The sequence below is a fragment of the Kitasatospora sp. NPDC041917 genome, from assembly GCF_055589745.1.
Window position 1 is genome coordinate 264900 of the sequence record NZ_JBVJBI010000002.1, and the last position, 24237, is coordinate 289136.

Annotated in this window: 6 protein-coding genes; all 6 read right to left on the reverse strand. The window is 76.5% G+C overall.

Annotated elements, in window-relative coordinates; genetic code table 11:
* Positions 1-34: 34 nt before the first annotated feature.
* Complete coding sequence (locus ACZ6EM_RS03335) at positions 35-889, reverse strand: S-methyl-5'-thioadenosine phosphorylase (protein ID WP_452177566.1); 855 nt, start codon at positions 887-889, stop codon at positions 35-37.
* Between the two features lie 124 nt (positions 890-1013).
* Positions 1014-1451, reverse strand: a complete 438-nt coding sequence (locus ACZ6EM_RS03340; protein WP_401056425.1) for a hypothetical protein — start codon at positions 1449-1451, stop codon at positions 1014-1016.
* Between the two features lie 47 nt (positions 1452-1498).
* Positions 1499-2764: a molybdopterin-dependent oxidoreductase gene (locus tag ACZ6EM_RS03345; protein ID WP_465771565.1), complete on the reverse strand. Its 1266-nt coding sequence runs from the start codon at positions 2762-2764 to the stop codon at positions 1499-1501.
* Between the two features lie 628 nt (positions 2765-3392).
* Entirely contained in the window at positions 3393-3905 is a 513-nt protein-coding gene (locus ACZ6EM_RS03350) for a GNAT family N-acetyltransferase (RefSeq protein WP_401052067.1), read from the reverse strand.
* A gap of 134 nt (positions 3906-4039) precedes the next feature.
* The gene (locus ACZ6EM_RS03355) at positions 4040-4243 is read right to left on the reverse strand and encodes an MbtH family protein (RefSeq protein ID WP_316528801.1); all 204 of its coding nucleotides are present in this window, start codon (positions 4241-4243) and stop codon (positions 4040-4042) included.
* Between the two features lie 49 nt (positions 4244-4292).
* Positions 4293-24236, reverse strand: a complete 19944-nt coding sequence (locus ACZ6EM_RS03360; protein ID WP_465771511.1) for a non-ribosomal peptide synthase/polyketide synthase — start codon at positions 24234-24236, stop codon at positions 4293-4295.
* Position 24237 lies beyond the last annotated feature (1 nt).

Genomic DNA, 24237 nt, shown 5'->3' on the forward strand with positions numbered 1-24237 from the left:
CCCGAGGACCGGCGGCGCCGCCGCTGCGGCCCGGTCAGGCTCCGGGGACGCCCGCGAGACCGGTGGTGAGACCGTCCAGGGCGTGCGAGCAGACGCAGTCCCGGTCGACGGGCAGCAGCTCGATCGCCTTGAACAGCACCGTGCGCAGCCGGTCGACATTGCCCGCGAAGACCTTCAGCACCTCGGCCTGGGTGACGCCCTCACCTGCCTCGACGCCCGCGTCGTGGTCGGTGACGAGCGCCAACGTGCTGTAGCAGAGTCCGAGTTCACGCGCCAGCGCGGCCTCCGGGTGCCCGGTCATGCCGACCACCGACCAGCCGTTCGCGGAGAACCAGCGGGACTCGGCGCGGGTCGAGAAGCGTGGCCCCTCGACCACCACCAGGGTGCCGCCGTCCACCGGCCCCCAGGCCGCCGCGGCGGCGGCGTCCAGGGCCGCCCGCCGCCCCGCCGGGCAGTACGGGTCGGCCATCGGCACGTGCACCACCTCGGGGACGGAGCCGTCCGGCAGCGGCTGCCCGTCGTAGTAGGTCTGCACCCGGCCCGAGGTCCGGTCCACGAACTGGTCCGGCACCAGCAGCGTGCCGGGCCCGTACTCCGGCCGCAGCCCGCCCACCGCGCACGGCCCGAACACCTGCCGCACCCCCAGCGCGTGCAGCGCCCAGAGGTTGGCCCGGTAGTCGATCCGGTGCGGCGACAGCCTGTGCCCGCGCCCGTGCCGGGGCAGGAAGGCGACCCGGCGACCGGCCACCTCGCCCAGGAACAGCGCGTCGCTCGGTGGCCCGTACGGCGTGTCGACCCGCACCTCGGTCACCTCGTCCAGCAGCGCGTACAAGCCCGAGCCGCCGATCACACCGACCTCGGCCCGCGGCGCATCCCCACGTACCCTCATGTGTTCCACCTCTCTCTCGGCGAGACCGTTCCGGCCGCTGCGGGAACCAGCGGGCCTCGGGTCTCGAAAATCCGGTCTTACGGTTCACGAACCCCCGCACCGCCGGTGCGGGCCGGCCCGCCGCTCACCCGGGCGTGGACCGCCGGGATCGGCCGACGCGGCGGAGCTTCAGCGCGAGGGCGACGGCCGCCGCGCCGAACAGGACTCCGCTGACGGCGAGCCACCGGCCGAGGTAGACCTCCTCCGACAGCCCGGTGGCCCCCGGGTACGGCTCGGACAGGTTCAGGACGAGGGGGAACCAGACGAGCAGCAGGAGGCCGGACAGGACGACCGGTGCCCGCAGGTAGTTGATCCACTCGACGGTCGGAGCCCGCTCGTGGCGGTGGCGCAGGACGGACCGGGCGGAGAGGTCGGCGAGCGAGTAGAGCGGCAGCAGGACCAGGTCGTGGGCGAGGGCCCCGCCGACGAACCAGAGCACCACCGCGAGGGCCCGGTCGGACACCAGCCGCTCGGCGGCGTAACCGGTGAGCGCGAACGAGGCGAGCAGCACGAGCAGGTGCATCGGCCCTGCGCCGTACCAGCGGGTGAGGCGGGCGGGTCGGGCCACGGTCACGCCCTGAAGGTGAGTCGGCCGACCCACTTGGTGTTGTTCACACCGGGGTTGGCGGGGACGATGATCCGGGCCGGGAAGCCGTGGTCGAGCGACAGGTCGACTCCGTTGACGTGCAGGGCCAGGAGGGACCGGGGGTCGCGGATCTGGTTGCCCCGCAGCAGCACCGAGGTGTAGGGGCCGGGTGGTTGGACCGACTCCACCAGCACCTCGGCCGCACCGGGCAGGCCGGCCAGGGCCGCCAGGTCGGCCAGCCGCAGTCCGCTCCACAGCTGGTCCTCGGTGGACCAGCCCTCCACGCAGGCGATCGGCAGCCGGGCCGACCGCTGCGGCATGGCCAGCAGTTGCTCGCGGGTGAGGACCAACCGCTCCGCGGTGCCGTGCAGTTCGAGGCGCCAGCCGGGCCCGACGAGCTCCGGGGTGATCCCGACGGCGGCGGCGGTCTTGTTGATCTGGAAGCCGTTCGGGCCCTGCTCGGGGGCCCGGTTGTGCGGCGCCAGGAGTGCGGTCGCGCGGAGGCTGCCGCCCAGGCTCTGCCCGGCCGTCACCGCGAACAGGGCGAGCGAGCCGCCTCCCACCAGGGCGAGCGCACCGCGCCGGGAGGTCGTCGGTACGGCCGGCGAGGCCGCCGGCAGGCCCCCGCCGTCGGAGGGTTCCGGCCTGGTCGCCGCGAGCCCGGTCCGCAGCTCCGCCAGCAGCGGACGCGACCGCAGAGCCCGGCTCGCGCTGCCCAGCTTGAGGACCACGTGGACGGCGAAGGCGGCGATGAACACCCACGCACCGTAGAAGTGCAGCGGGTAGAAGGATCCCGGAAAGACGTAGTGCAGCTGGATGTTGAGGATCCCGGTCACGAACTCGAACACGGCACCGCCGACGAGCATCAGCAGCGACAGCCGCTCCAGCGCGTTCGCGGCGCTGCGGACGGGCGGCCAGGTGAAGAGCTTCGGGATCACCGACCACAGCTTGGCCAGCAGCACCGGAACCAGCACGACGCCGAGCGTCACGTGCACGCCTTGGGTGAGCCGGTACAGCCACGGCGGATCGGTGGGCCAGTCGAAGAGGTAGAAGCCCAGCAGCCCCTTGTCCGGGGTCTGGTCGTTGAGCCGGCCGAGGCCGGGGTTGTACGCGGCGTAGGACAGCGCCCCGGTCACGAACAGCACCGGGATCCCGGCGAGCAGGACGAACCCGAACACGGAGGTGAGCCACGGCCCGCGGATCGGGCTGCGCCAGAACCCCCGGCGGAACGGGCCGGGCGGAGGGGGCATCCGACCGGCCCGGGCGGCGAGGGCCGCGCCGGCCGCGGCGAGGGACCGGCCGACGGTTCGGGCCGCCCCGCGCAGCCTCCTGGCACCGCGCCCGGGCAGATCCCGCACCCTTGTGCCGCCCCGGCCCCGCGCGGGGCCCTCCCCGGGCGATCCGCCCCCCTGTCGGGCCCCGACCACCCGTCACCTCCAGCTCCGGAACCGTCCGTGAACGGGCGGGCCCACCGGCCTCCCGCAGTGAGGAGCAACGGCGACCGCGCCCGGCCTGGGCCGCCGGAACGAGAGCCGCGCCGTCGGAACCCCGCCGGACAGCAAACCAGCAGCGCACCGACTTCACCGCAAGGCCGGACACACAGGGCGGCAACATCACCCGTGCGGAGGTATCCCGTCCCCGCCGCGGTCCCGAGTACCGGTGTGGCGGGGGCAGCCGGCCCGGTACGCGGGACCGGTGTGGCGGCGCCGTGCACCGGCCGGTCCCGACCGGTCGGGTGGGACCGGCAGGTACTCGGCGGTTCCGCGGACGCGGTCCGTCCCGGGCACGGTGTGCGCCTTCACGGACGACGGGCGGGGCGGACCGGCGGAGGGGCCGGTCCGCTGCTCCGGACGGGACAGGGGTCGGGCCCGGCCGGGGTCAGGCCGGGTCGGTGGTGGAGACGGCCACCAGCTTCGTCACCGAGCCGTCGTCGCCGACGACGTCCCGCAGGTGCCGGAAGCCGAGCCGGTGGCACATCGTCAGGCTCGGGGTGTTCTCGGCGCCGACCATGCCGTAGACCTCCTTGAGCCCCAGCTCGTCCCCGGCGTAGCGGATCAGGCCGCGCACCACCTCGCCGCCCAGGCCCCGGCCCCAGAACTCCGGGGCCAGCGCGGTGACCAGCTCGTGGCCGTCGACGTTCCCGGTGCGCTTGACCTCGGCGTGGCCCGCGTACGCCCCGTCCAGCCACAGGCCCCAGACGTCGAAGAGGTTCTGCGGGTAGACGTCGGCCAGGATCGCGCGGAACAGCGTCCGGATGTCCGGCTCGGGCACGAGGTCCTGGCCCATCCAGCGGCACACGTCCGCGTTGCGCAGCAGGGAGACGAAGGCGTCCTCGTCCTCGGGCCGGTAGGGGATGAAATCCAGGTGCTCGGTGCGCAGCGGAGGGGTCATGGTGCTCTCCTCGGGTCGTGGTGGTGCGGCGGCTCGGTGGTGCGGTCGTTCAGTGGCGCGGTGGTGGGGTGGTGCGGCGGCCGGGACGGGGCCGGTCGGCGCGGCGCGGCCGGCGGCCCCGTCCGTGCGGCCGGTCAGGCTCCGGCGTTCTCCATGCGCTCGCGCAGGCTCTTCGGGCGCATGTCGGTCCACACCTCGTCGACGTAGGCGGTGCACTCGGCCTCGGTGCCCTCGGTGCCGACGGGCTGCCAGCCGGCCGGTACGTCGAGGTCGGCGGGCCAGAGGGAGTACTGCTCCTCGTCGTTGCGCAGCACCTGGTAGCGGGTGTTCTCGTCCATGTCGGGCTCCTCTGTCGTCGGACGAACGGGTGTCGGTGGTGGTGTACGGTCAGTGGCTTTCCCGGGCGTGCCGGGCGATCTGCCGCAGGGCGGCGGCGAAGTCCTCGGCCGCCCGGCGGACGGACCCGGTGTCGTGCACGGCGGGCCGGTGGTGCCAGGTGAAGGCGAGGCGTCCGTGCTGGGTCGCGCCGACCACCTCCAGCGGGTGGGAGCCGCCGTCCCGGGGGTCGTGGTCCTGGCCGAAGGAGCCGAGTTCGGCGCGGACCAGGCCGTCGCCGGCGGTCTCGGGCCGGGCGTCCCACTGGCCGAGGTAGTTGAAGACGACCTGGCCGTGCCCGCCGGCGGCGAGGCGCTCGCGGATCTCGGGGGTGCCGAAGGTGCGCAGGGCGCCGAAGCCCAGGCCGTTGCCGGGCACCGCGCGCAGCTGCCGGCGCACGGACTTCACCAGGGCGCGCCAGTCGCGGTCCGGATCGGGCCGGTCGGGGTCGGGGACGTGGAAGGTGACGGGGTGGACGGTGGTGAACCAGCCGACCGTGCGGGACAGGTCGACGCCCTCCAGCAGGTCCTCCCGGCCGTGTCCTTCCAGGTCCAGGGCGATCCGCTGCTGTCCGCTCCAGCGGGCCAGGGCGAGGGCGAGCGCGGCGAGCAGCACGTCGTTGACCCGGGTGCGGTAGGCGGCGGGAGCGGCGCGCAGCAGTGCCTCGGTGTCCGCCTCGTCGAGTTCGACGGTGACCGCCGCGCTCGCGACATCGTCGGCGGCGGTGTCATCACTCGCGGCGCCGCCGGGGTCGGCCGGGCCGCCGGGCAGGGCCGTCCGGGCGCTCACCGCCTCCTCCCAGTACGGGAGTTCGTGGTCCAGGCCGCCCTCGGCGACATGGCCTGCGAGCCGGTGCGCCCAGTCCCGGAAGGAGGTGCCGCGCTCCCCCAGGGTGATCGCCCCGCCGCGGACGGCCTGCCGGTGGGCGCTCTCCAGGTCGTCGCGCAGCACCCGCCAGGAGACGGCGTCGACGCCCAGGTGGTGGGCGACCAGGAGCAGCAGGGCGGGGTGCTCCGGGTGGCCGGTGAACAGGGCGGCGCGCAGCAGCGGGCCGCGGGCCAGGTCGAAGCCGGCGTGGAGCTCGTCGGCGGCCTTGGCCATGGCCGCGTCGGCGGCCTCGGCGCTCTGCCCGGTCAGGTCGTAGCGGATCAGGAGGTCCTCGGCGGGGGCGGGCGGCGGGTTGAACTGGTGCCAGCCGGCCTCGTCGCGGGTGAAGCGCATGCGCAGCGCGTCGTGGTGTTCCAGCAGGGCGTCGAGGGCTGCGCGCAGTGCCGTCGGGTCGGGGTCGGCGCCGAGTTCGAGCAGGGTGGACTGGTTGAAGTGGTGGTGGGCGGCGCGCGGGGTGGTCAGGAACCACTCCTGGATGGGGGTGAGCGGCAGGTCGCCGGTCACCGGGCCGTCGTCCGCGCGTTCGGTGGTGGTGCGCACGACGGTGGCGAGTTCGGCCACGGTCTGGTGGCTGAACAGGTCCCGGGTGGCCAGGTGGAGGCCGTCGCGGCGCAGCCGGGACACCACCTGCATGCTGAGGATGGAGTCGCCGCCGAGCAGGAAGAAGTTGTCGTCGGCGCCGACCTCGTCGAGGCCGAGGACGTCGGCCCAGATCCGGGCGATCCGTCGTTCGAGGTCGGTCTCCGGCGCCCGGCCCGGGCCGGCGGTGGCGTGGGCGGGCCCGGGGTCGGGCAGGGCCCGGCGGTCGAGCTTGCCGTTGGGGGTGAGCGGCAGGGCGGCCAGCGGGACGAAGGCCGCGGGGACCAGGTGGGGCGGCAGGGTTTCGGCCAGGTGGAGGCGGAGTTCGAGGGCGGACGCGCCGGTGGTGGCGTCGGTCGGGACGACGTAGCCGACGAGCCGTCCGCCGCCGGGGCCGTCGGCGCGGACGGTGACGACGGCGTCGCGCACCAGGGGGCTGCGGCGCAGGGCGCTCTCGATCTCCCCGGGTTCGATGCGGAAGCCGCGCAGCTTGATCTGTTCGTCGGCGCGGCCGGCGAACCGGAGTTGGCCGTCGGCGTCGCGGCGGGCGAGGTCCCCGGTGCGGTACATCCGGTCGCCGGGGGCGCCGTACGGGTCGGGCAGGAAGCGCTGGGCGGTGAGGCCGGGGCGGCCGAGGTAGCCGCGGGCGAGGCCGGGGCCGGCCAGGTGGAGCTCTCCGGTGACGCCGGGCGGCACCGGCCGCAGGGCGGTGTCCAGGACGTACGCGCGGGTGGCGCCGCTGGGCCGGCCGATCGCGGGGGTGCCGGTGCCGGCGGTGAGCGGGCCGGTCCAGCTGGCGACGACGGTGGCCTCGGTGGGGCCGTAGGAGTTGATCATCCGTCGGCCGGGGGCCCAGGTGTCGACCAGGTCGGCCGGGCAGGCCTCGGCGCCGACCACCAGGGTGCGCAGGTCGGGCAGGGCGGCGGCGGTTGCGGGTTCCACGGTGGCCAGGGCCGCCGGGGGGATCAGGGTGTGGCTGATCCGGCGGGCGGCGAGGGCCTCGGCGAGCCGCTCGCCGACCAGCGGCCCCTCCTCGCCGGTGACCAGGGCGGCCCCGGAGAGCAGGGAGATGCACAGTTCCAGCACGGAGGCGTCGAAGCTGGGCGAGGCGAACTGGAGCACCCGGTCGCCGGGGCCGACGGCGTACTGCTCGGCGGCGGCCGCCGCGAAGACGGCGAGGCCGGCGTGGGTCATCAGGACGCCCTTGGGGGTGCCGGTGGAGCCGGAGGTGTAGATGACGTAGGCCGGGTGGGCGGGGGTGAGGGCGGTGCTGCGGTCGGCGTCGGTGGGTGCGGTGTCCGGGCCTTCGGCGGTCCAGACCCCGGCCGGGTCGTCGAGCACCAGGTGGGCGGCGGCGTCGCGGACCATGAACGCGCGCCGGGGCGCCGGGTAGTCCGGGTCGACCGGGAGGAAGGCGCCGCCGGCCTTGGCGACGGCGAGCTGGGCGACCACCATGGCCGCCGAGCGGGGCAGGGCGAGGGCGACCAGCCGCTCGGGCCCGACGCCGCGCCCGATCAGCTGGTGGGCCAGCCGGTTGGCGGCCCGGTCCAGTTCGGCGTAGCTGAGTTCGCGCTCGCCGTCGAGCAGGGCGGGTGCGTCGGGGGTGGCGGCGACCCGGCGCTCGAACAGCTCGGGCAAGGTGGCCTCCGGCACCGGGCGGAAGGTGCCGCCGGCCTCGGCGGGCGGCGTGTCCGGTCCGTCCAGCGGCAGCGCGCCGACGGCGCGGGCCGGGTCCTGGGCGACGGCGGTCAGCAGGGTGGCGAGCTGGCCGGCCATCCGCTCGACGGTGGCCGGGTCGAACAGGTCGGTGTTGTAGGTGAGCAGGCCGTGCAGCGCGCCGCTCCCGGTCTCGACGAACTCCAGCACCAGCTCGAAGGCCGTCCGTACGGCGTCGGGCTCGATGCCGGTCACGTCGAGGCCCGGCAGGTCGAGTTCGGCGGACGGCGCGTTCTGGAGCACCACGTGGACCTGGAAGAGCGGGCTGCGGCTGGTGTCGCGCACCGGCTGGACCTCGTCGACCACCTTCTCGAAGGGCACGTCCTGGTGGGCGAAGGCGTCCAGGACGGTCTGCCGCACCTCGCCGAGGAGGGCGTCGAAGGACTGGCCGGGTTCCACCCGGGAGCGCAGCACCAGGGTGTTGACGAAGAATCCGACCAGCTGCTGGATCTCGGGCCGGTGCCGGCCGGAGGTGATCGTACCGACGGTGATGTCGGTGTCCCCGCAGAGCCGGGCCAGGTAGGCCTGGGAGGCGGCGACCAGGGTGGTGAACAGCGTGGCGCCGCGCTCCCGGCCGACCTCGGCCAGCCGGCGGGCGGTGTCGGCGGGCAGCTCCAGGCGGACGGTGGCGGCATTGGCGGCGTTCGCGGCGCGCACCGCGGGCCGGGGCCGGTCGGTGGGCAGCCTCGGCGGTACCACTCCGGCCAGTTGGCGCTTCCAGTAGGCGAGCTGTTCCCCGCTGGGGGCCCCTTCGGTGCGCTGCCAGTGGGCGTAGTCGGCGTACTGCACCGGCAGTGGCGCCAACTCGGTTTCCGCGGAGTCGAGTTCGGCACGGTAGAGGTGGGCCAGGTCGCTGAGCAGCACGCCGCTGGACCAGCCGTCGGTGACCATGTGGTGCAGGGTCAGCGCCAGCACGTGGTCGTGGTCGGCCAGCCGGACCAGGGTGGCGCGCAGCAGGGGTCCGCGGCGCAGGTCGAAGGGCCGGGCGCGTTCGGCGGCGAGCAGGTCGCGCAGGGCCTGCGGCCGTTCGCCGGCGGGCCGGCCGGAGAGGTCGTGCCGTGGCAGCGGTACGACGTGCGGCGGGTTGACCAGTTGGACGCCGTGGCCGTCGACGCTGTCGAAGGTGGTGCGCAGCGACTCGTGCCGGGCCGTCAGGGCGTCCAGGGCCGCGCCGAGGGCGCCGGGGTCGAGGGTGCCGCGCAGCCGCAGCGCGAGCGCGACGTTCTCGGCGACGCCGGGCGTGAACTCCTCCAGGAACCAGAGGCGTTGCTGGGCGTGGGACATCGGGGCCGCGCCCGTGCGGGGCACCGGGACGACGGGCGGGCGGGCCGGGGTGCCGGACGCCTCGGTGAGCAGCCGGGCCAGGCCGGCCGGGGTGGGGTGGTCGAAGACCGCGCGGGGGCCGAGGTCGGCGCCGAAGGCCTCGGCGAGGCGGGCGGCGAGCCGGATGCTGAGGATGGAGTCGCCGCCCAGGGCGAAGAAGTCCTCGTCCGTGCCGGGCGGGCGGATGCCGAGGACCTCGGCGAAGACCTCGGCGGTGCGGTGTTCGGCGGCGGTGCGCGGTTCGACGCGGGCGCGGCGCCCGTGGCCGGGCCGCTCCTCGGGCGCCGGGAGGGCGGCGCGGTCGACCTTGCCGTTGCGGCTCAGCGGGAGGGCGGGGAGCGGGACGACGGCGGCCGGGACGAGGTAGTCGGGCAGGGTGCGGCCGGCGAAGGCCCGCAGTTCCTCGGGGTCGACGGCGCCGACCGGGTAGGCGACCAGCCGGCGGGCGCCGGGCCGGTCCTCCCGGACGACCACGGCGACGTCGGTGACCTTCGGGTGGGCGGCGAGGGCGGCCTCCACCTCGGCGGGCTCGACCCGGAAGCCGCGGATCTTCACCTGGTCGTCGGCGCGGCCGAGGAATTCGACGGTGCCGTCGGGGCGGCGCCGGGCGAGGTCCCCGGTGCGGTACATCCGGGCGCCGGGCGGGCCGGAGGGGTCGGCGAGGAAGCGGGCGGCGGTGGCGCCGGGGCGGCCGAGGTAGCCGCGGGCCAGGCCCTCGCCGGCCAGGTAGAGCTCGCCCGCGCAGCCCGGCGGGACGGGCCGCAGCCGGCCGTCCAGGACGTGCACCCGCCGGTCGTCCAGCGGGCGGCCGATCGGGACGGTGTCGGGCACGGCCGCGGCGTCCGGGAGGGCGTGGGCGGTGGCGAAGGTGGTGGTCTCGGTGGGGCCGTAGCCGTCCGTGACGGTCAGTCCGGGGCAGGCCGCCAGGACGCGGCGCACGGCGGCGGCGGGCACCACGTCGCCGCCGGTCCACAGGGCCCGCAGGCCGGTGAAGCAGTCCGGCGCGTCCTGGGCGAGCAGCCGGAACAGTCCGGCGGTGAGCCACAGCGCCGTCGGTCCGTCCGGTCCGGCGAGGCGGCGCAGCAGTGCGGCGTCCACCGGGCCGGCGGGGGCGACGAGCACGCAGCCGCCGTTCAGCAGCGGCGCCCACACCTCGAAGGTGGCGGCGTCGAAGGCGACCGGCGAGTGCAGCAGCACCCGGGCGCAGCTGCCGTCGGTGAAGCGGCTGTCGGTGGCGAGCGAGGCCACGTCGCGGTGCCGGACGGCGACGGCCTTGGGTTCGCCGGTGGAGCCGGAGGTGTACATCACGTACGCCAGCCGGTCGGGGTCGGCGGGCGGAAGGTGCGGGGCCGCCTCACCGGTCCGTGCGGCGGCGACCTGTTCGGCGCTCAGCCGGTGGGCGGCGCCGGCCCGGTCGAGCAGGGCGCGGCGGCGCTCCTCGGGGGCGCGCGGGTCGACGGGCAGGTAGGCGCCGCCCGCCTTGAGGACGGCCAGTTGGGCGACGACGAGTTCGGTGCCGCGGTCCATCGCCAGCGCCACCCGGTCCTCGGGGGCCAAGCCGTCGGCGAGCAGCCGGGCGGCCAGCCGGTCGGACCAGTCGTCGAGCCCGCGGTACGTCAGTTCGTGCTCGCCGTCGCGCACGGCGGGGGCGTCGGGGGTGCGGCGGGCCTGCTCGGCGAAGATCCCCAGCGGGCTGCGCGGCACCGGCGGGCGGGCGGTGGCGTGCCAGGCGGCCAGCAGTTCGCGGTCGGCCGCGGTGAGCGGGTCCAGCGCGGCGAGGTCGCCGTCCAGGCCGTCGGCGAGGGCGGTCAGCAGCAGGGCGAGGCGGTCGGCGGCGTCCTGGACGGTGCCGTCGTCGAACAGGGCGGGGTCGTAGGCCAGGTCGAAGGCGAGCTGCCCGCTGAGGTGGGCGCGCAGGCACCAGGGGAAGGTGGTGGCGTCGTCGGCGCGCACCTCGACCACCCGCACGCCGGTGCGGTCCGCGGCCGACTCGTCGACGGGGTAGTTCTCGAACACCAGCATGCTGTCGAACAGCGGTTCCCCGGCGGGCAGTTCACTCAGCGCCTGGATGCGGGGCAGCGCCAGGTGGTCGTGGCGGCGGCCGTCGCTCTGCCGGTCCTGGAGGTCCCGCAGCCAGGGCAGCACGCCGCCGGTCGCGGGCGGCCGGACCCGGGCCGGCACGGTGTTGATGAACAGGCCGATCATCGTCTCGACGCCGGGCAGTTCGGCCGGCCGCCCGGAGACGGTGGTGCCGAAGACGACGTCCGCGGTGCCGCCGTAGCGGGCCAGCAGCAGCGCCCACGCTCCCTCGACCAGGGTGTTGACGGTCAGTCCGGCGGCCGCGGCGTTCTCCCGCAGCCGGGCGGAGAGCGCCTCGTCGAGGGCGCGGTGGACGGCGGCGGTGGCCCGGGCCCGGTGCGCTCCGGCGGGCCGGCGGTCGTAGGGCAGCGCGGTCCGTTCGGTGAACCCGGCCAGGGCGCCGCTCCAGTGGTCCTCGGCGGCCTGTTCGTCCTGCTCGCGCAGCCAGGCCAGGAAGTCCGCGAACGGGCGCCGGACCGGGCGGGGCGCCTGCGGTCCGCCGGTGAGCGCGGCGTACTCCTCGCACACCTCGGTGAGCAGCTGTCCGGTGCTCCAGCCGTCCAGGATCACGTGGTGGGTGGACCAGAGCAGCAGCACCTCCTCGCCGGGCAGCGCGGCCAGGGCCAGCCGGCTGAGCGGCGCGGTGCCCAGGTCCAGCCCGGCGGCCCGCTCCTCGGCGAGCAGCCGTTCGGTCCCCCCGGCGCGCTGTTCGGCCGTCAGCGCGCGCCAGTCCAGGTGGCGGACGGGCAGGGCGGCACGGCGCGCGACCAGCTGGACGGGGTGCGGCAGGCCGCGCCAGTGCACGGAGGTGCGCAGCGCCGGGGTGCGGTCGGCGACCTGCTGCCAGGCCGCGGCGAAGGCCGCCGGGTCGGCGACGCCGGCCAGCCGTACGGCGATCCGGTCCACGTAGGCGCCGTCCCCGTCGACCAGGCCGTGGAAGAGCATGCCGGACTGCAGGGGGGTGAGCGGCAGCACGTCCTCGGTGTCGCGGCCGTTGCCGACCAGGGCGTCCAGCCGCTCCTGGTCGAGGCCGGCCAGCGGGAAGTCGGACGGGGTGCGGCCGCCGGCGCCGGGGCTCGCGCAGTGCTCGGCCAGCTCGCGCAGCGCCTGGAGGGTCTGCTCGGCGAGGGCTCGGACGGTGGCCTCGTCGTAGCGGGCCGCGGGGTAGGTCCAGCCCAGTTCGAGCCGGCCGTCCTGGACCGCCCCGATGACGTCCAGCAGGTAGGGGCGGGGCTCGTCGGGGTCGGTGTCGCGCCCGGCCGGGGGCAGCGAGCCGCGCAGCAGCCCGTCGGCGGCGGCACTGCGGCTGTCCCACTGGCCGTGGTAGTTGAAGGCGATCAGCGGCGCGGCCGCGTCGGCCGGCAGGGCGGACGGGTGCAGGTGGCGCAGGGCGCCGTGGCTGAGTCCGCGCAGCGGGACGGCGCGCAGCTGCTCCTTGACCGAGCGCAGGGTGTCGTGCCAGCCGGCCTCGGGGTCGACGTGCAGGGCGAGCGGGAACTCGGCGGTGAACCAGCCGACTGTGCGGGAGAGGTCCTGGTCGGCGAAGAGGTCCTCGCGGCCGTGGCCCTCCACCCCGATCAGCACGGAGTCGCGGCCGCACCAGCGGGCCAGGGTGCGGCCCAGCGCGCTGAGCAGGACGTCGTTGACCTGGGTGCGGTAGACCTCCGGGACGTGCCGCAGCAGCGCCTCGGTGGTCCGCTCGTCCAGGGTGACGGTGACGGTGGCGGCGGTGCCGTGGGTGTTGGGGCCGGGCCGCCCCTCGGGCAGCCCGGCCGGGGCCCGGCCGGTACGGGTCCAGTACGCGCTGTCGCCGTCCAGGGCGCCGGAGCGGGTGTGCCGCTCCAGCCGGGCGGCCCAGCGGGTGTAGGAGGTGCCCGGCTCCGGCAGCCGGACGGGTGCGCCGGTGCGGGCGGCGCGGTAGGCCGCTTCGAGGTCGGCGAGCAGGATGCGCCAGGAGACGCCGTCGACGGCCAGGTGGTGGATCGTCAGGACGAGCTGGCCGGCCTGGTCGGCGCCGCCGTCGAAGAACAGGGCGCGCAGCATCCGGCCCTCGACCGGGTCGAGGGAGCGCTGCGCCTCGTCGGCGGCGCGCTGCACCTCCGCTTCCGCCGTCGCCGGGTGGTGGGTGAAGACGCCGTCCGGTGCCTGCTCCAGGACCTCCTGGTGCCAGCCGGATCCGCCCCGGCGGAAGCGGGTGCGCAGCGCCGGGTGGTGCTCCGCCAGGGCGAGCACCGCGGTCCGCAGGGCGGCCGGGTCGGTGCCCGGGGCCAGGGCCAGCCGCTGGGTCATGGTGAAGCGCAGCGCCTCGCCCGCCCGGCGGCCGTCGAGGTACCCGTGCTGGATCGGGGTGAGCGGGGCCTCGGCGGGCTCGGCCTCGTCCACCTCCGTCCGTACCGACGACTCACCGGCGCACAGGGCGAGTTCGGCGACGTTCTGGTAGCGGAAGACGTCCTTGGTGGTGAGGGCGAGGCCGGCGGCGCGGGCCCGGGAGACGATCTGGATGCTGAGGATGGAGTCGCCGCCGAGGGCGAAGAAGTTGTCCCGGGCGCCGACCCGCTCCACGCCCAGCACCTCGGCCCAGATCGCGGCGAGCCGCTGCTCGGTGCCGGGGCGCGGGGCGACGTACGGGGTGGTGCGGTCCGGCTGGGCGGGCGGGGCGGGCAGGGCCCGCCGATCGGTCTTGCCGCTGACGGTGCGCGGGACGCGGGCCAGCGGGACGAACGCGGTGGGCACCAGGTGGTCGGGCAGGGTACGCCGCAGCCAGGCCCGCAGTTCCTCGGCGGGCGGCACCCGGTCGCCGGCCGGCACCGGGTAGCCGACCAGCAGGGTCCGGCCGCCCTGTTCGCGGGCGGCGACGGCGCAGTCGGCGAGGTCGGGGTGGGTCAGCAGGGCGGCCTCCACCTCGCCGGGCTCGATCCGGAAGCCGCGGATCTTGACCTGCTCGTCGGCCCGGCCGAGGAACTCCAGCTGTCCTTCGGCGTCCCAGCGGGCCAGGTCGCCGGTGCGGTACATCCGGGTGCCGGGGGCGCCGAACGGGTCGGCGAGGAAGCGGCCGGCGGTCAGCCCGGGCCGGTTCAGGTAGCCGCGGGCGACCTGTTCCCCGGCCAGGTACAGCTCCCCGGGCATGCCCGGCGGCACCGGGCGCAGCGCGCCGTCGAGCACGTGGGCGGTGACGCCGCGGCCCGGCCGGCCGATCACCGGGCGCCCGGGGTGGTCCGCGCAGCGGGCGTAGGCGGCGTCGACGGTGCACTCGGTGGGCCCGTACAGGTTGTAGGTGCTGATGCCGTACTCGGCCTGGGCCGCGCACAGGTCCCGCCAGGTGGCGGCGGGGATCGCCTCGCCGCCGAGCTGCAACAGCCGGGGGTGGTGGGGGGCGGGGGCGAACAGTCCGGCGGCGGTGAGTTCGCGCAGCAGGGAGGGGGTGACGTTGACGACGTCGAGCCGCTGGTCGACGATCCGGGCGAGGAAGGCCTGCGGGTCCAGCCGGACGTCCTCGTCGATCAGGTGGAGTTCCTGGCCGGAGACCAGCAGCAGCGGGCCCTCCCAGCTGGTGTCGAAGGAGAGGGAGGCGCTGAGGGCGACCTTCAGCCGGCTGCCGTCGGCGGTGTGCGGGGCGAGCATCCCCTCCCGGTGGTCGCGGCAGAGGTTGACCAGCTGGCGGTGCTCGACGACCACGCCCTTGGGGCGGCCGGTGGAGCCGGAGGTGTGGATCAGGTAGGCGGCGTGCCCGGGCAGCAGCGGGACGGTCCGTTCGGCATCGGTGAGGTCGTGGCCGGGCAGGGCCTCCCACGGCACCTCGCGCAGGGTGTGCTCGGTCAGCACCGTGTGCGGCCGGGTGTCGTCGAGCAGCAGGGCGGCCCGCTCCTCGGGCAGGTCCGGGTCGACGAACTGGAGGACGGCGCCGGCCTTGAGCACCGCGAACAGCGCCACCAGCAGGTCGGAGGTGCGCGGCAGCCGGACGGCGACCACCTGCTCCGGGCCGGCGCCGAGGGCGGCCAGGTGGCGGGCGAGGCGGTTGGCCCGGGTGTTGAGCGCGGCGTAGTCCAGGGTGGCGTCGCGGGCGACCAGCGCGGTGGCGTCCGGGGTGCGGGCGGCCTGCTCCTCGAACAGGGCGGTGAAGGTGGTGTCGGGCCCGGGCAGCGGCTCGCCGCGCCCCTGCCGCAGCACCTGCTCCCGCTCCTCCCCGGTCATCAGCGGCAGCGCCCCGACGGCCGTCGCGGGCGCGTCGGCGGCGGCCGCCAGCAGGATGGTCAGCCGGTCGGCGAGCTGCCGGGCGGTGCGGGCGTCGAAGAGCCCGGTGCTGTACTCCAGGTAGCCGGTCAGGCCGCCGTCGTGCTCGGCGAAGTCGAAGGAGAGGTCGAAGGTGGCGTTGCGGACGGGCGGGGTGAGGGGTTCCACCGTCAGGCCGGGCAGCCGGGGCGCCTCGGCGCCGAGGTTGTGCAGCGCCACCATCACCTGGAACAGCGGGGTGCGGCTGGTGTCGCGCTCCGGCTGGAGGACGTCCACCAGCCGTTCGAAGGGCACCTCCTGGTGGGCCAGGGCGTCCAGGACGGTGGCCCGCGCGGCGGTCAGCAGCTCGTGGAAGGACAGCTCGGGGCGGATGTCGCCGCGCAGCACCAGGGTGTTGACGAACATGCCGACCACGTCGTGGAGTTCGCCCTGTTCGCGGCCGGAGGTGACGGTGCCGACGGCGATGTCCGTCTGCCCGGACCAGCGGGCCAGCAGCACCTGGCAGGCGGCCAGCAGGACGGTGTAGAGGGTGCCGTCGGCCTCCCGGCCGCGCTCGCGCAGCCGGGCGGTCAGCCCGGCGGGCAGGGTGAAGGTGACCAGCGCGCCCTCCCGGGTGCGCACCGCCGGGCGCGGCCGGTCGGTGGTCAGGGCCAGCGGGGCCAGGCCGTCCAGGGCCCGGCGCCAGTGGTCGAGGTCGGCCTCGGCGGCGGCGGTGCGGGTGCGCTGCCAGGCCGCGTAGTCGGTGTACCGGACGGGTGGCGCGGGCAGCCGCGGGCGGCGGCCTTCGAGGGCGGCGGCGTACAGCTCACCGAGGTCGCGGCCGAGCACGCCCATCGACCAGCCGTCGGTGGCGATGTGGTGCACCGCCAGGGCGAGGACGTGCTCGTCGGCGGCGGTGCGCAGCAGGCGGGCGCGCAGCACCGGGCCGGCTTCGAGGTCGAAGGGGGTGGCGGCGATCCGCTCCAGGCGGGCGTCCAGGTCGGCCGGCGGGACGTCCTCGCGGGGCAGTTCGACGGGGTGGGGCGGGCGCACCACCTGCCGGGCCCGGCCGTCCCGTTCGGCGTAGGTGGTCCGCAGTGCCTCGTGCCGCTCGACCAGGGCGTCCAGGGCGCCACCGAGCGCGGCCCGGTCGAGGGTGCCGCGCAGCCGCAGCACGGACAGCGAGGTGTACTCGGTGCTGCCGGGCTCGAAGCGGTCGAGGAACCAGAGCCGCTGCTGAGCGTAGGAGAGCGGCGGTTCGCTGCCCGGGTCGGCGGCGGGGACGACGGCCGGGACGGCGGTCCGTGCGGCGCCCGGGCCCGGCTCGCCGAGCGCCTCGGCGAGGTCGGCGAGCACGGGGTGGGTGAACAGCAGCCGGGGCGAGAGGTCGGCGGAGCCGAAGGCGGCGCGCAGCCGGGCGGTGACCCGCACGGCGAGGATGGAGTCGCCGCCGAGGGCGAAGAAGTCGTCCTCGGCGCCGATCGGGCCGGCGTCCAGGACCTCCGTCCAGGCCCGGGCGACCAGCCGCTCGGCGGGGGTGCGGGGGGCGGTGCGCTCGCGGCCGGCGGCGTAGCCGTCCGGTCCGGGCGCCGGCAGGGCGCGCCGGTCGAGCTTGCCGTTGGGGGTGAGCGGCAGGGCGGCCAGCGGCACGTAGGCGGCGGGTACCAGGTAGGCGGGCAGCAGCCGTTCCAGGTGGGCGCGCAGCTCGGCGGCGCCCGGGGGCCGCAGCGGGTCCGCGCCGACGACGTGGGCGACCAGCCGGCGGGTGCCGGCGGCGTCCTCGTGGACGCCGACGGTGGCCAGGCCCACGCCGGGGTGGGTCTGGAGGGCGGCCTCGATCTCGCCGGGTTCGATCCGGTAGCCGCGGATCTTGACCTGCTGGTCGGCGCGGCCCAGGTAGCGCAGGGTGCCGTCGGCCTGCCGGCGGGCCCGGTCGCCGGTGCGGTACATCCGGGTGCCGGGGGCGCCGAACGGGTCGGCGAGGAAGCGGGTGGCGGTCAGGCCGGGCCGGTTGAGGTAGCCGCGGGCCAACCCCTCGCCCGCCACGTACAGTTCGCCGACCGCGCCCGGGGGCAGCGGGGCCAGGTCGTCGTCGAGCACGTACAGCCGCAGGTCGGCGATGCCGGTGCCGATCGGGCCGGGGCCGCCGGCGGTGGCGCGGTCCAGCGCGGTGTGGGTGACGTGCACGGTGGTCTCGGTGATGCCGTACATGTTCACCAGCCGCGGCGCGTCCTCGGGGTGGCGCCGGTACCAGTCGGCGAGCCGGGTGACGTCCAGCGCCTCGCCGCCGAAGACCACCGTGCGCAGCGCCAGCCGGGCGGAGACCTCCGGGAGCCGGGCGTCGGCGCGGCCCAGCTGGTGGAAGGCGGACGGGGTCTGGTTGAGGACGGTGACCCGCTCGTCGGCGAGCAGCCGCAGGAAGTCCTCCGGGGAGCGGGCGGTGTCCTCGGGCACCACCACCAGCCGGCCGCCGTGCAGCAGCGGACCCCACAGCTCCCAGACCGAGAAGTCGAAGGTGTAGGAGTGGAAGAGCGTCCAGACGTCGTCGGCGCCGAAGCCGAACAGCTCCCGGGTCCGCTCGAAGAGCCGCACCACGTTGGCGTGCGGCACCACGACGCCCTTGGGGCGGCCGGTGGAGCCGGAGGTGAAGATGGCGTAGGCGGGGCTGTCGGGCAGCGGGCGGTGGCCGGGGCCTCCCCGCGGGCCGAGCGGGCCGGCCGGGCGCCGGGCCAGGTCGGCGCGCACCCCGGGGTCGGCCAGGGCGAGGACGGGGACGTCGACGCCGGTCGGCCTGTCCGGGGCCTCCGGGGTCTCCGGGGCCTCCAGGGTCACCAGGGCCACCGGGGCGGCGTCGCGCAGCAGTTCGGCTCTGCGTTCGGCGGGCAGGCCCGGGTCGAGCGGCAGGTAGGCCGCGCCGGTCTTGAGGACGGCGAGGACGGCCACCACCAGCTCGGCGGTGCGGGGCAGCGCGAGGGCGACGTACCGCTCGGGGCCGGCGCCGAACTCGGCCAGCCGGTGGGCGAGCCGGTCGGCCCGGGCGTCCAGTTCGGCGTAGTCGAGGTGTTCCTCGCCGCAGGTGACGGCCTCGGCGTCCGGGGTGCGGGCGGCCTGCTCCTCGAAGAGCTCGACCAGGCTGCGCCCGGGCCGGCCCTGCGCGGTGCCGTTCCAGTCGACCAGCAGCCGGCGCCGCTCCTCGGCGGTGGTCCAGGCCAGCGCGCGCAGCGGGCGGTCCAGTCCGGCGGCCAGCTCGGTGAGCAGCAGGCAGAGCCGCTCGGCGAGGGCGCGCACGGTCGCCGCGTCGAACAGGCCGGGGTCGTAGGCGAGGTCGAAGCCGACCTGCCCGCCCTGGTAGGCGCGCAGCACCAGCGGGAAGCTGGTGGCGTCCCGGGAGGAGACCTCGGCCAGGCGCACCCCGGTGCCGGCGGCCCGGGCGTCGTCGAAGGGGTAGTTCTCGAAGGCGACGATGCTGTCGAACAGCGCGCTGCCGGACGGGACGTCGCTGTAGCCGGTGAGTTCGGCGAGCGAGACCGCCGAGTGCCGGCGGGCCTCGGCCTGGTCGTCCTGGAGTTCCCGCAGCCAGTGGGCGGCGGTGCGGGCGCCGTCCACCCGGACCCGGGTGGGCAGGGTGTTGATGAACATGCCGATCATCGACTCGACGCCGGGCAGTTCCTCGGGCCGGCCGGAGACGGTGGTGCCGAACAGCACGTCCGGTTCGCCGCTGTAGCGGGAGAGCAGCAGCGCCCAGGCGCCCTGGACCACGGTGCCCAGGGTCAGCCCGGCGTGGCGGGCGGTACGGGCGAGCCGCTCGGAGACCTCCTCGGACAGGGCGGCGCTGTGGCTGCCGGCCGAGCGGGCCCGGTGGGCCTCGTGCCGCACCCGGTCGGCGGGCAGCGGGGTGGCGGTGGCGAAGCCGTCCAGGACGGACCGCCAGTGGGCCCGGGCGGCCCCGGTGTCCTGCCCGGCGAGCCAGTGGACGTAGTCGGCGAAGGGCCGGCGCACCGCCGGGGCGGGCGCCGCGCCGGTGGTGAGCGCCGCGTACTCGGCGAACACGTCGGTGAGCACCTGGGCGAGGCTCCAGCCGTCCAGGATCAGGTGGTGGGAGGTCCACAGCAGCTGGACCCGGGCCTCGGGCAGCCGGACCAGGGTGAGCCGGGTGAGCGGCGCGGTGGCGATGTCCAGGCCGAGGGCGAGGTCCTCGGCGCGCAGCTGGGCCAGCCGTTCGGCGCGCGCGGCCGGGTCGGCGGCCCGCAGGTCCAGGTGGGTCACCGGCAGCCGGACGCCCCGGCGCACCACCTGGAGCGGGGCGGGGACGCCCTCCCAGACCACCGAGGTGCGCAGCGCGGGCGTGCGGTCGGCGACCCGCTGCCAGGCCAGGGCGAGGGCGTGCGGGTCGGCGACGCCCTCCAGCAGCAGGGAGGCCTGGTCCAGGTAGACGTCGTCCTCGCCGCCGACCAGGCGGTGGAAGAGCATGCCCTCCTGGAGCGGGGTGAGCGGCAGCAGGTCCGTCACGTCCCGGCCGTCGCCGACCAGCCGGTCCAGCGTCTCCTGGTCGAGCCCGGCGAGCGGGAAGTCGGAGGGGGTGCGGCCGCCGGCGCCGGGGCTCGCGCAGTGCTCGACGATGGCGCCCAGGGCGGTGGTCACGGCCTCGGCCAGCCGCCGGACGGTGTCGGCCTCGTGGACCACGTCGCTGTAGTGCCAGGTGAGTTCGAGTTCGCCGTCGGCGACCACGGCGGAGACGTCGAGCAGGTGGGCCGGCCGCTCGTCCGGGGCGAGGTCCGGGCCGGGCGCCGGCCCGGCGGGGGCGAAGTCGCCGACCTCGGGGGCGGTCCACTGGCCGTGGTAGTTGAAGCAGACCTGCGGCAGCGGGACGTCCCGCAGGGCCCCGGCGCCCTCGGCGGGCGAGCCGAGCCGGGCGAGGGCCTCGTAGCCCAGGCCGCGGCGGGGCACGGCGCGCAGCCGCTCCTTGACCTGCTTGAGGGTGGCGGCCCAGTCGGGGGCGTCGGCGGGGCCGGCCGGGGCGAGGGTGACGGGGTACTGGGTGGTGAACCAGCCGACGGTGCGGGACAGGTCGAGGTCGTCGAAGAGGTCCTCGCGGCCGTGGCCCTCCAGGGCGACGGTGACCCGTCCGGTGCCGGTCCAGTCGGCGAGGGCCCGGCCCAGGGCGCTGAGCAGCACGTCGTTGACCTGGGTGCGGTAGACCTCGGGGACCTTGCGCAGCAGCGCCCCGGTGGTGGCCCGGTCGAGCCGGCTGCGCAGGGTGCGCACCGAGCCGGCCGTGGGGGTGCCGGGCAGGTCGACGGGCAGCGGATCGGCGGGGGCGGCGGTCTCGGCGCTCCAGTACGGCAGGTCGGCGTCCAGGCCGCCGGCCCGGACGAGTGCGGCGAGCCGGTGGGCCCAGTCGGTGAACGCGGTGGGCTCGGGCGCGGGCTCGGGGGTGGCGCCCGCGGCGGCCCGCCGGTAGGCCTCGGGCAGCTCGGCGAGCAGCACCCGCCAGGAGACGCTGTCCACGGCGAGGTGGTGGGCGGTCAGGAAGAGCTGGGGCCGCTCCCCGTCGGCGGGGCGGAACAGGACGGCGCGCAGCAGGGCGCCGGTGGCCGGGTCCAGTTGGGCGCGGGCGGTCTCGGCGGCCTCCAGCCGGGCGGTCTCGGCGGCTCCGGTCCGGTCCGTGCCCGGGTCGAGGACGGTCAGTGGCCGTGCGGCGTCGGCGACCGGTTCCTGGCGCCAGCCGGCCCCGGTGCGGGTGAAGCGGGTGCGCAGCGCGGGGTGGGCGGCCACCAGGGCGGTCAGTGCCCGTTCCAGGGCCGGTTCGTCCAGGTCGTGCGGCAGGTCGAGCAGCATCGACATGGTGAAGTGGCGCAGCGGCCCGTGGGCGGCGAAGAACCACTCCTGGACGGGGGTGAGCGGGGCGGGCCCCTCCTCCCGGTGCCGCTCGACGGCGGCCCCGGCTCCGGCGGTGCGGGCGGCGGCGGCCAGGTCGGCGACGGTCTGGTGGCGGAAGACGTCCTGGGAGCCGATCCGCAGGCCTTCGGCGCGGGCCCGGGAGACGGCCTGGATGCTCAGGATCGAGTCGCCGCCGAGTTCGAAGAAGTTGTCGGTGACGCCGACCCTGGGCACGCCGAGCACCTCGGCCCAGATGGCGGCGAGGGTCTCCTCCTCCGGGGTCCGCGGGGCGACGAACTCCCCTTCCCGGGCCTCGGTTTCGGGGGCGGGCAGGGCGCGGCGGTCGAGCTTGCCGCTGGTGCCGAGCGGCAGCGCGTCGAGCACGGTGAAGGAGGACGGCACCAGGTGGTCGGGCAGCACCCGGCGCAGGGCGGCGCGCAGTTCGGCGAAGGGGCGGGCGGCGCCGTCGGCGAACACCAGGTAGGCGGCCAGCCGGTTCTGTCCGTGGGCGTCGGGGACGGCGACCACGGCGGCCGCGGCGACCTCCGGCAGGTCGAGCAGGGCGCCCTCGATCTCGCCGGGTTCGATCCGGTGGCCGCGCACCTTGACCTGGTCGTCGGCGCGCCCGAGGTACTCCAGGCGCCCGTCGGCGGTCCAGCGGGCGAGGTCGCCGGTGCGGTACATCCGGCTGCCGGGCGGCCCGTACGGGTCGGCGGTGAAGCGGGCGGCGGTCAGGCCGGGGCGGCCGGCGTAGCCGCGGGCGACCTGCTCGCCGGCCAGGTGGAGTTCGCCGCTCACCCCGGGCGGCACCGGCCGGAGCCGCCCGTCCAGGACGTAGGCGCGGACGTTGGGCAGCGGGCGGCCCACCAGCGGCCGGTCCCCGCCGTCGATCCGGCAGGCGAGCGCGTCGACGGTGCACTCGGTGGGGCCGTAGTAGTTGTAGGCGGCCGTCCCGGGGCGGGCGGCGAGTTCGCGCCAGAGCCGGGGGGCGACCGCCTCGCCACCGAGCATCAGCACCCGGGGGCGGTGGCGGGGGTCGTCGAGCAGCCCGGCGGGCAGCAGTTGGCGCAGGTAGGAGGGGGTGAGGTCGAGGAAGTCGATCCGGTGGCGCACGACGTACTCGACCAGGGCGGCCGGGTCCATCCGGGTGGTCTCGTCGACCAGGTGCAGCGGGTGGCCGTCGGCCAGCAGCAGCAGGCCCTCCAGCGAGGTGTCGAAGGAGAGGGAGGCGGTCAGCGCGACGTTCAGCGGCCCGCCGCCGGCGTCGGCGACGAAGCCGGCCCGGTGGGCGGCGAGCAGGTGGGCCAGGGCGCGGTGCGGGACGGTGACGCCCTTGGGGCGGCCGGTGGAGCCGGAGGTGTAGAGCACGTACGCGGTGGTCGAGAGGTCCGGCGGGGCGAGCGGGCCGGTGCCGCCGGTGTCGTCGCCGGTGTCCGTGTCACCGGGGTCGGTGTCCGCCAGGGCGCGCAGGGTCTCCTCGTCCAGCAGCAGGGCCGGGCGGGCGTCCTCCAGCAGGTACTGGACGCGCTCCTCGGGCAGCGCCGGGTCCAGCGGCAGGTAGCCGGCGCCGGCCTTCCAGACCGCGAGGACGGCCACCACCAGGTCGGCGGTGCGCGGCAGCCGCAGCGCGACCAGCCGTTCGGGGCCGGCACCGCGGGCGATCAGGTGGCGGGCGAGCCGTTCGGCGCGGGCGTCGAGGGTCGCGTAGTCGAGCCGCTCCTCCCCGGCGACCAGGGCGAGGGCGTGCGGGGTCAGGGCGGCCCGGCGGCGGAACAGTTCGGGGTGGCTCACGGCTTCGACGGGCAGCGCGGTGGCGTTCCAGTCCCGGGTGACCCGCTCGGTCTCCCGCGCGGAGAGCAGCGGCAGGGTGGCGAGCGGGCGGTCCGGTTCGGCGGCGGCGCCCTCCAGCAGCCGCAGCAGCTGCTCGGCCGTCCGGCGGGCGGTGGGGGCGTCGAAGAGGTCGGCCCGGTACTCCAGGACGCCGGTGAGCGCCTCGCCGTCGGGGACGAACTCCACGCTGAGGTCGAAGGTGGCGGCCTGCCGGGGCACGGTGACCGGGGCGGTGGCGAGTCCGTGCGGGTCACCGGCCGCGGCCGGGGCGGGGTGCAGCAGCACCAGCACGTCGAACAGCGGGTTGCGGCCGGCCTCGCGGGGCGCGCCGACCGCCTCGACGATCCGCTCGAACGGCGTGTCGCCGTGGGCGAGGGCGTCGTTGCCGGTCCCGGTGGCGGCCGCGAGCAGCTCGCGGAAGGAGGCGTCGGGCGCCACCCGGGTGCGCAGGACCACCGTGTTGACGAAGCAGCCGACGGCCCGTTCCAGCTCGGTGCGGGTGCGGCCGGCCATCAGGGAGCCGACGGTGACGTCCTCCTGGCCGGACCAGCGGGCCAGCAGCGCCTGGGTGCCGGCCACCAGCGCGGTGTTGAGGGTGCCCTGCCGTTCGGCGGCGAGTTCGCGCAGCCGGGCGGTGAGCGGCGCGGGGACGGTGAAGGTGTGCAGGGCGCCGGGGCCGGCCTCCTCGCCGCGCCGGGGGTGGTCCAGCGGCAGTTCCGGCGGCACCGCGCCGGCCAGCTTCTCCTTCCAGTGGGCGAGTTGCTTCTCCAGCCGGTCGCCGGAGAGCTGCTCGCGCTGCCACACCGCGAAGTCGGGGTACTGGGCGGCGACCTCGGGCAGTCCGGGTTCGGCGCCGCGGGCCAGGGCGTCGTACGCGGTGCACAGTTCGTCCAGGACGACGCCCATGGACCAGCCGTCGGTGACGATGTGGTGGGCGGTCAGCTGCAGCACGTGGGCGTGCGGCGACTCGGCCACCAGCAGGGCGCGCAGCAGCGGCCCGCGGGCGAGGTCGAAGGGCCGGGAGTACTCCTGGAGCAGGATGGCGTCCAGGCTCTCCCCGTCGGCCGGTGTGCGGACCGGCAGGTCGACCGGCCCGGCCGGAAGGACGGTCTGCACCGGCCGGCCGTCGCTCTCCGCGAAGGTGGTGCGCAGCGCCTCGTGGCGCGCCACCACGGCGGTCAGCGCCGCGGCGAGGGCCGCGCGGTCCAGCGCGCCGGTGAAGCGCAGGGCGACGGCGCTGTTGTAGCGCGGGTCGCCGGGGCGCAGCCGGTCCAGGAACCAGAGCCGCTGCTGGACGAAGGAGGGCGGCAGCGGCCGGCTGCGGTCGGCGCGCGGGATGGCCCGGTCGGCGGCGGCCTGCGCGGTGTCGGCCCGGCCGGCCAGCCGCCGGCGCAGGGCCTCGCGCAGGTCGGCGGGCAGGGCTGCGGCGCGGTCTCGCTTCGAAGTCGTCATG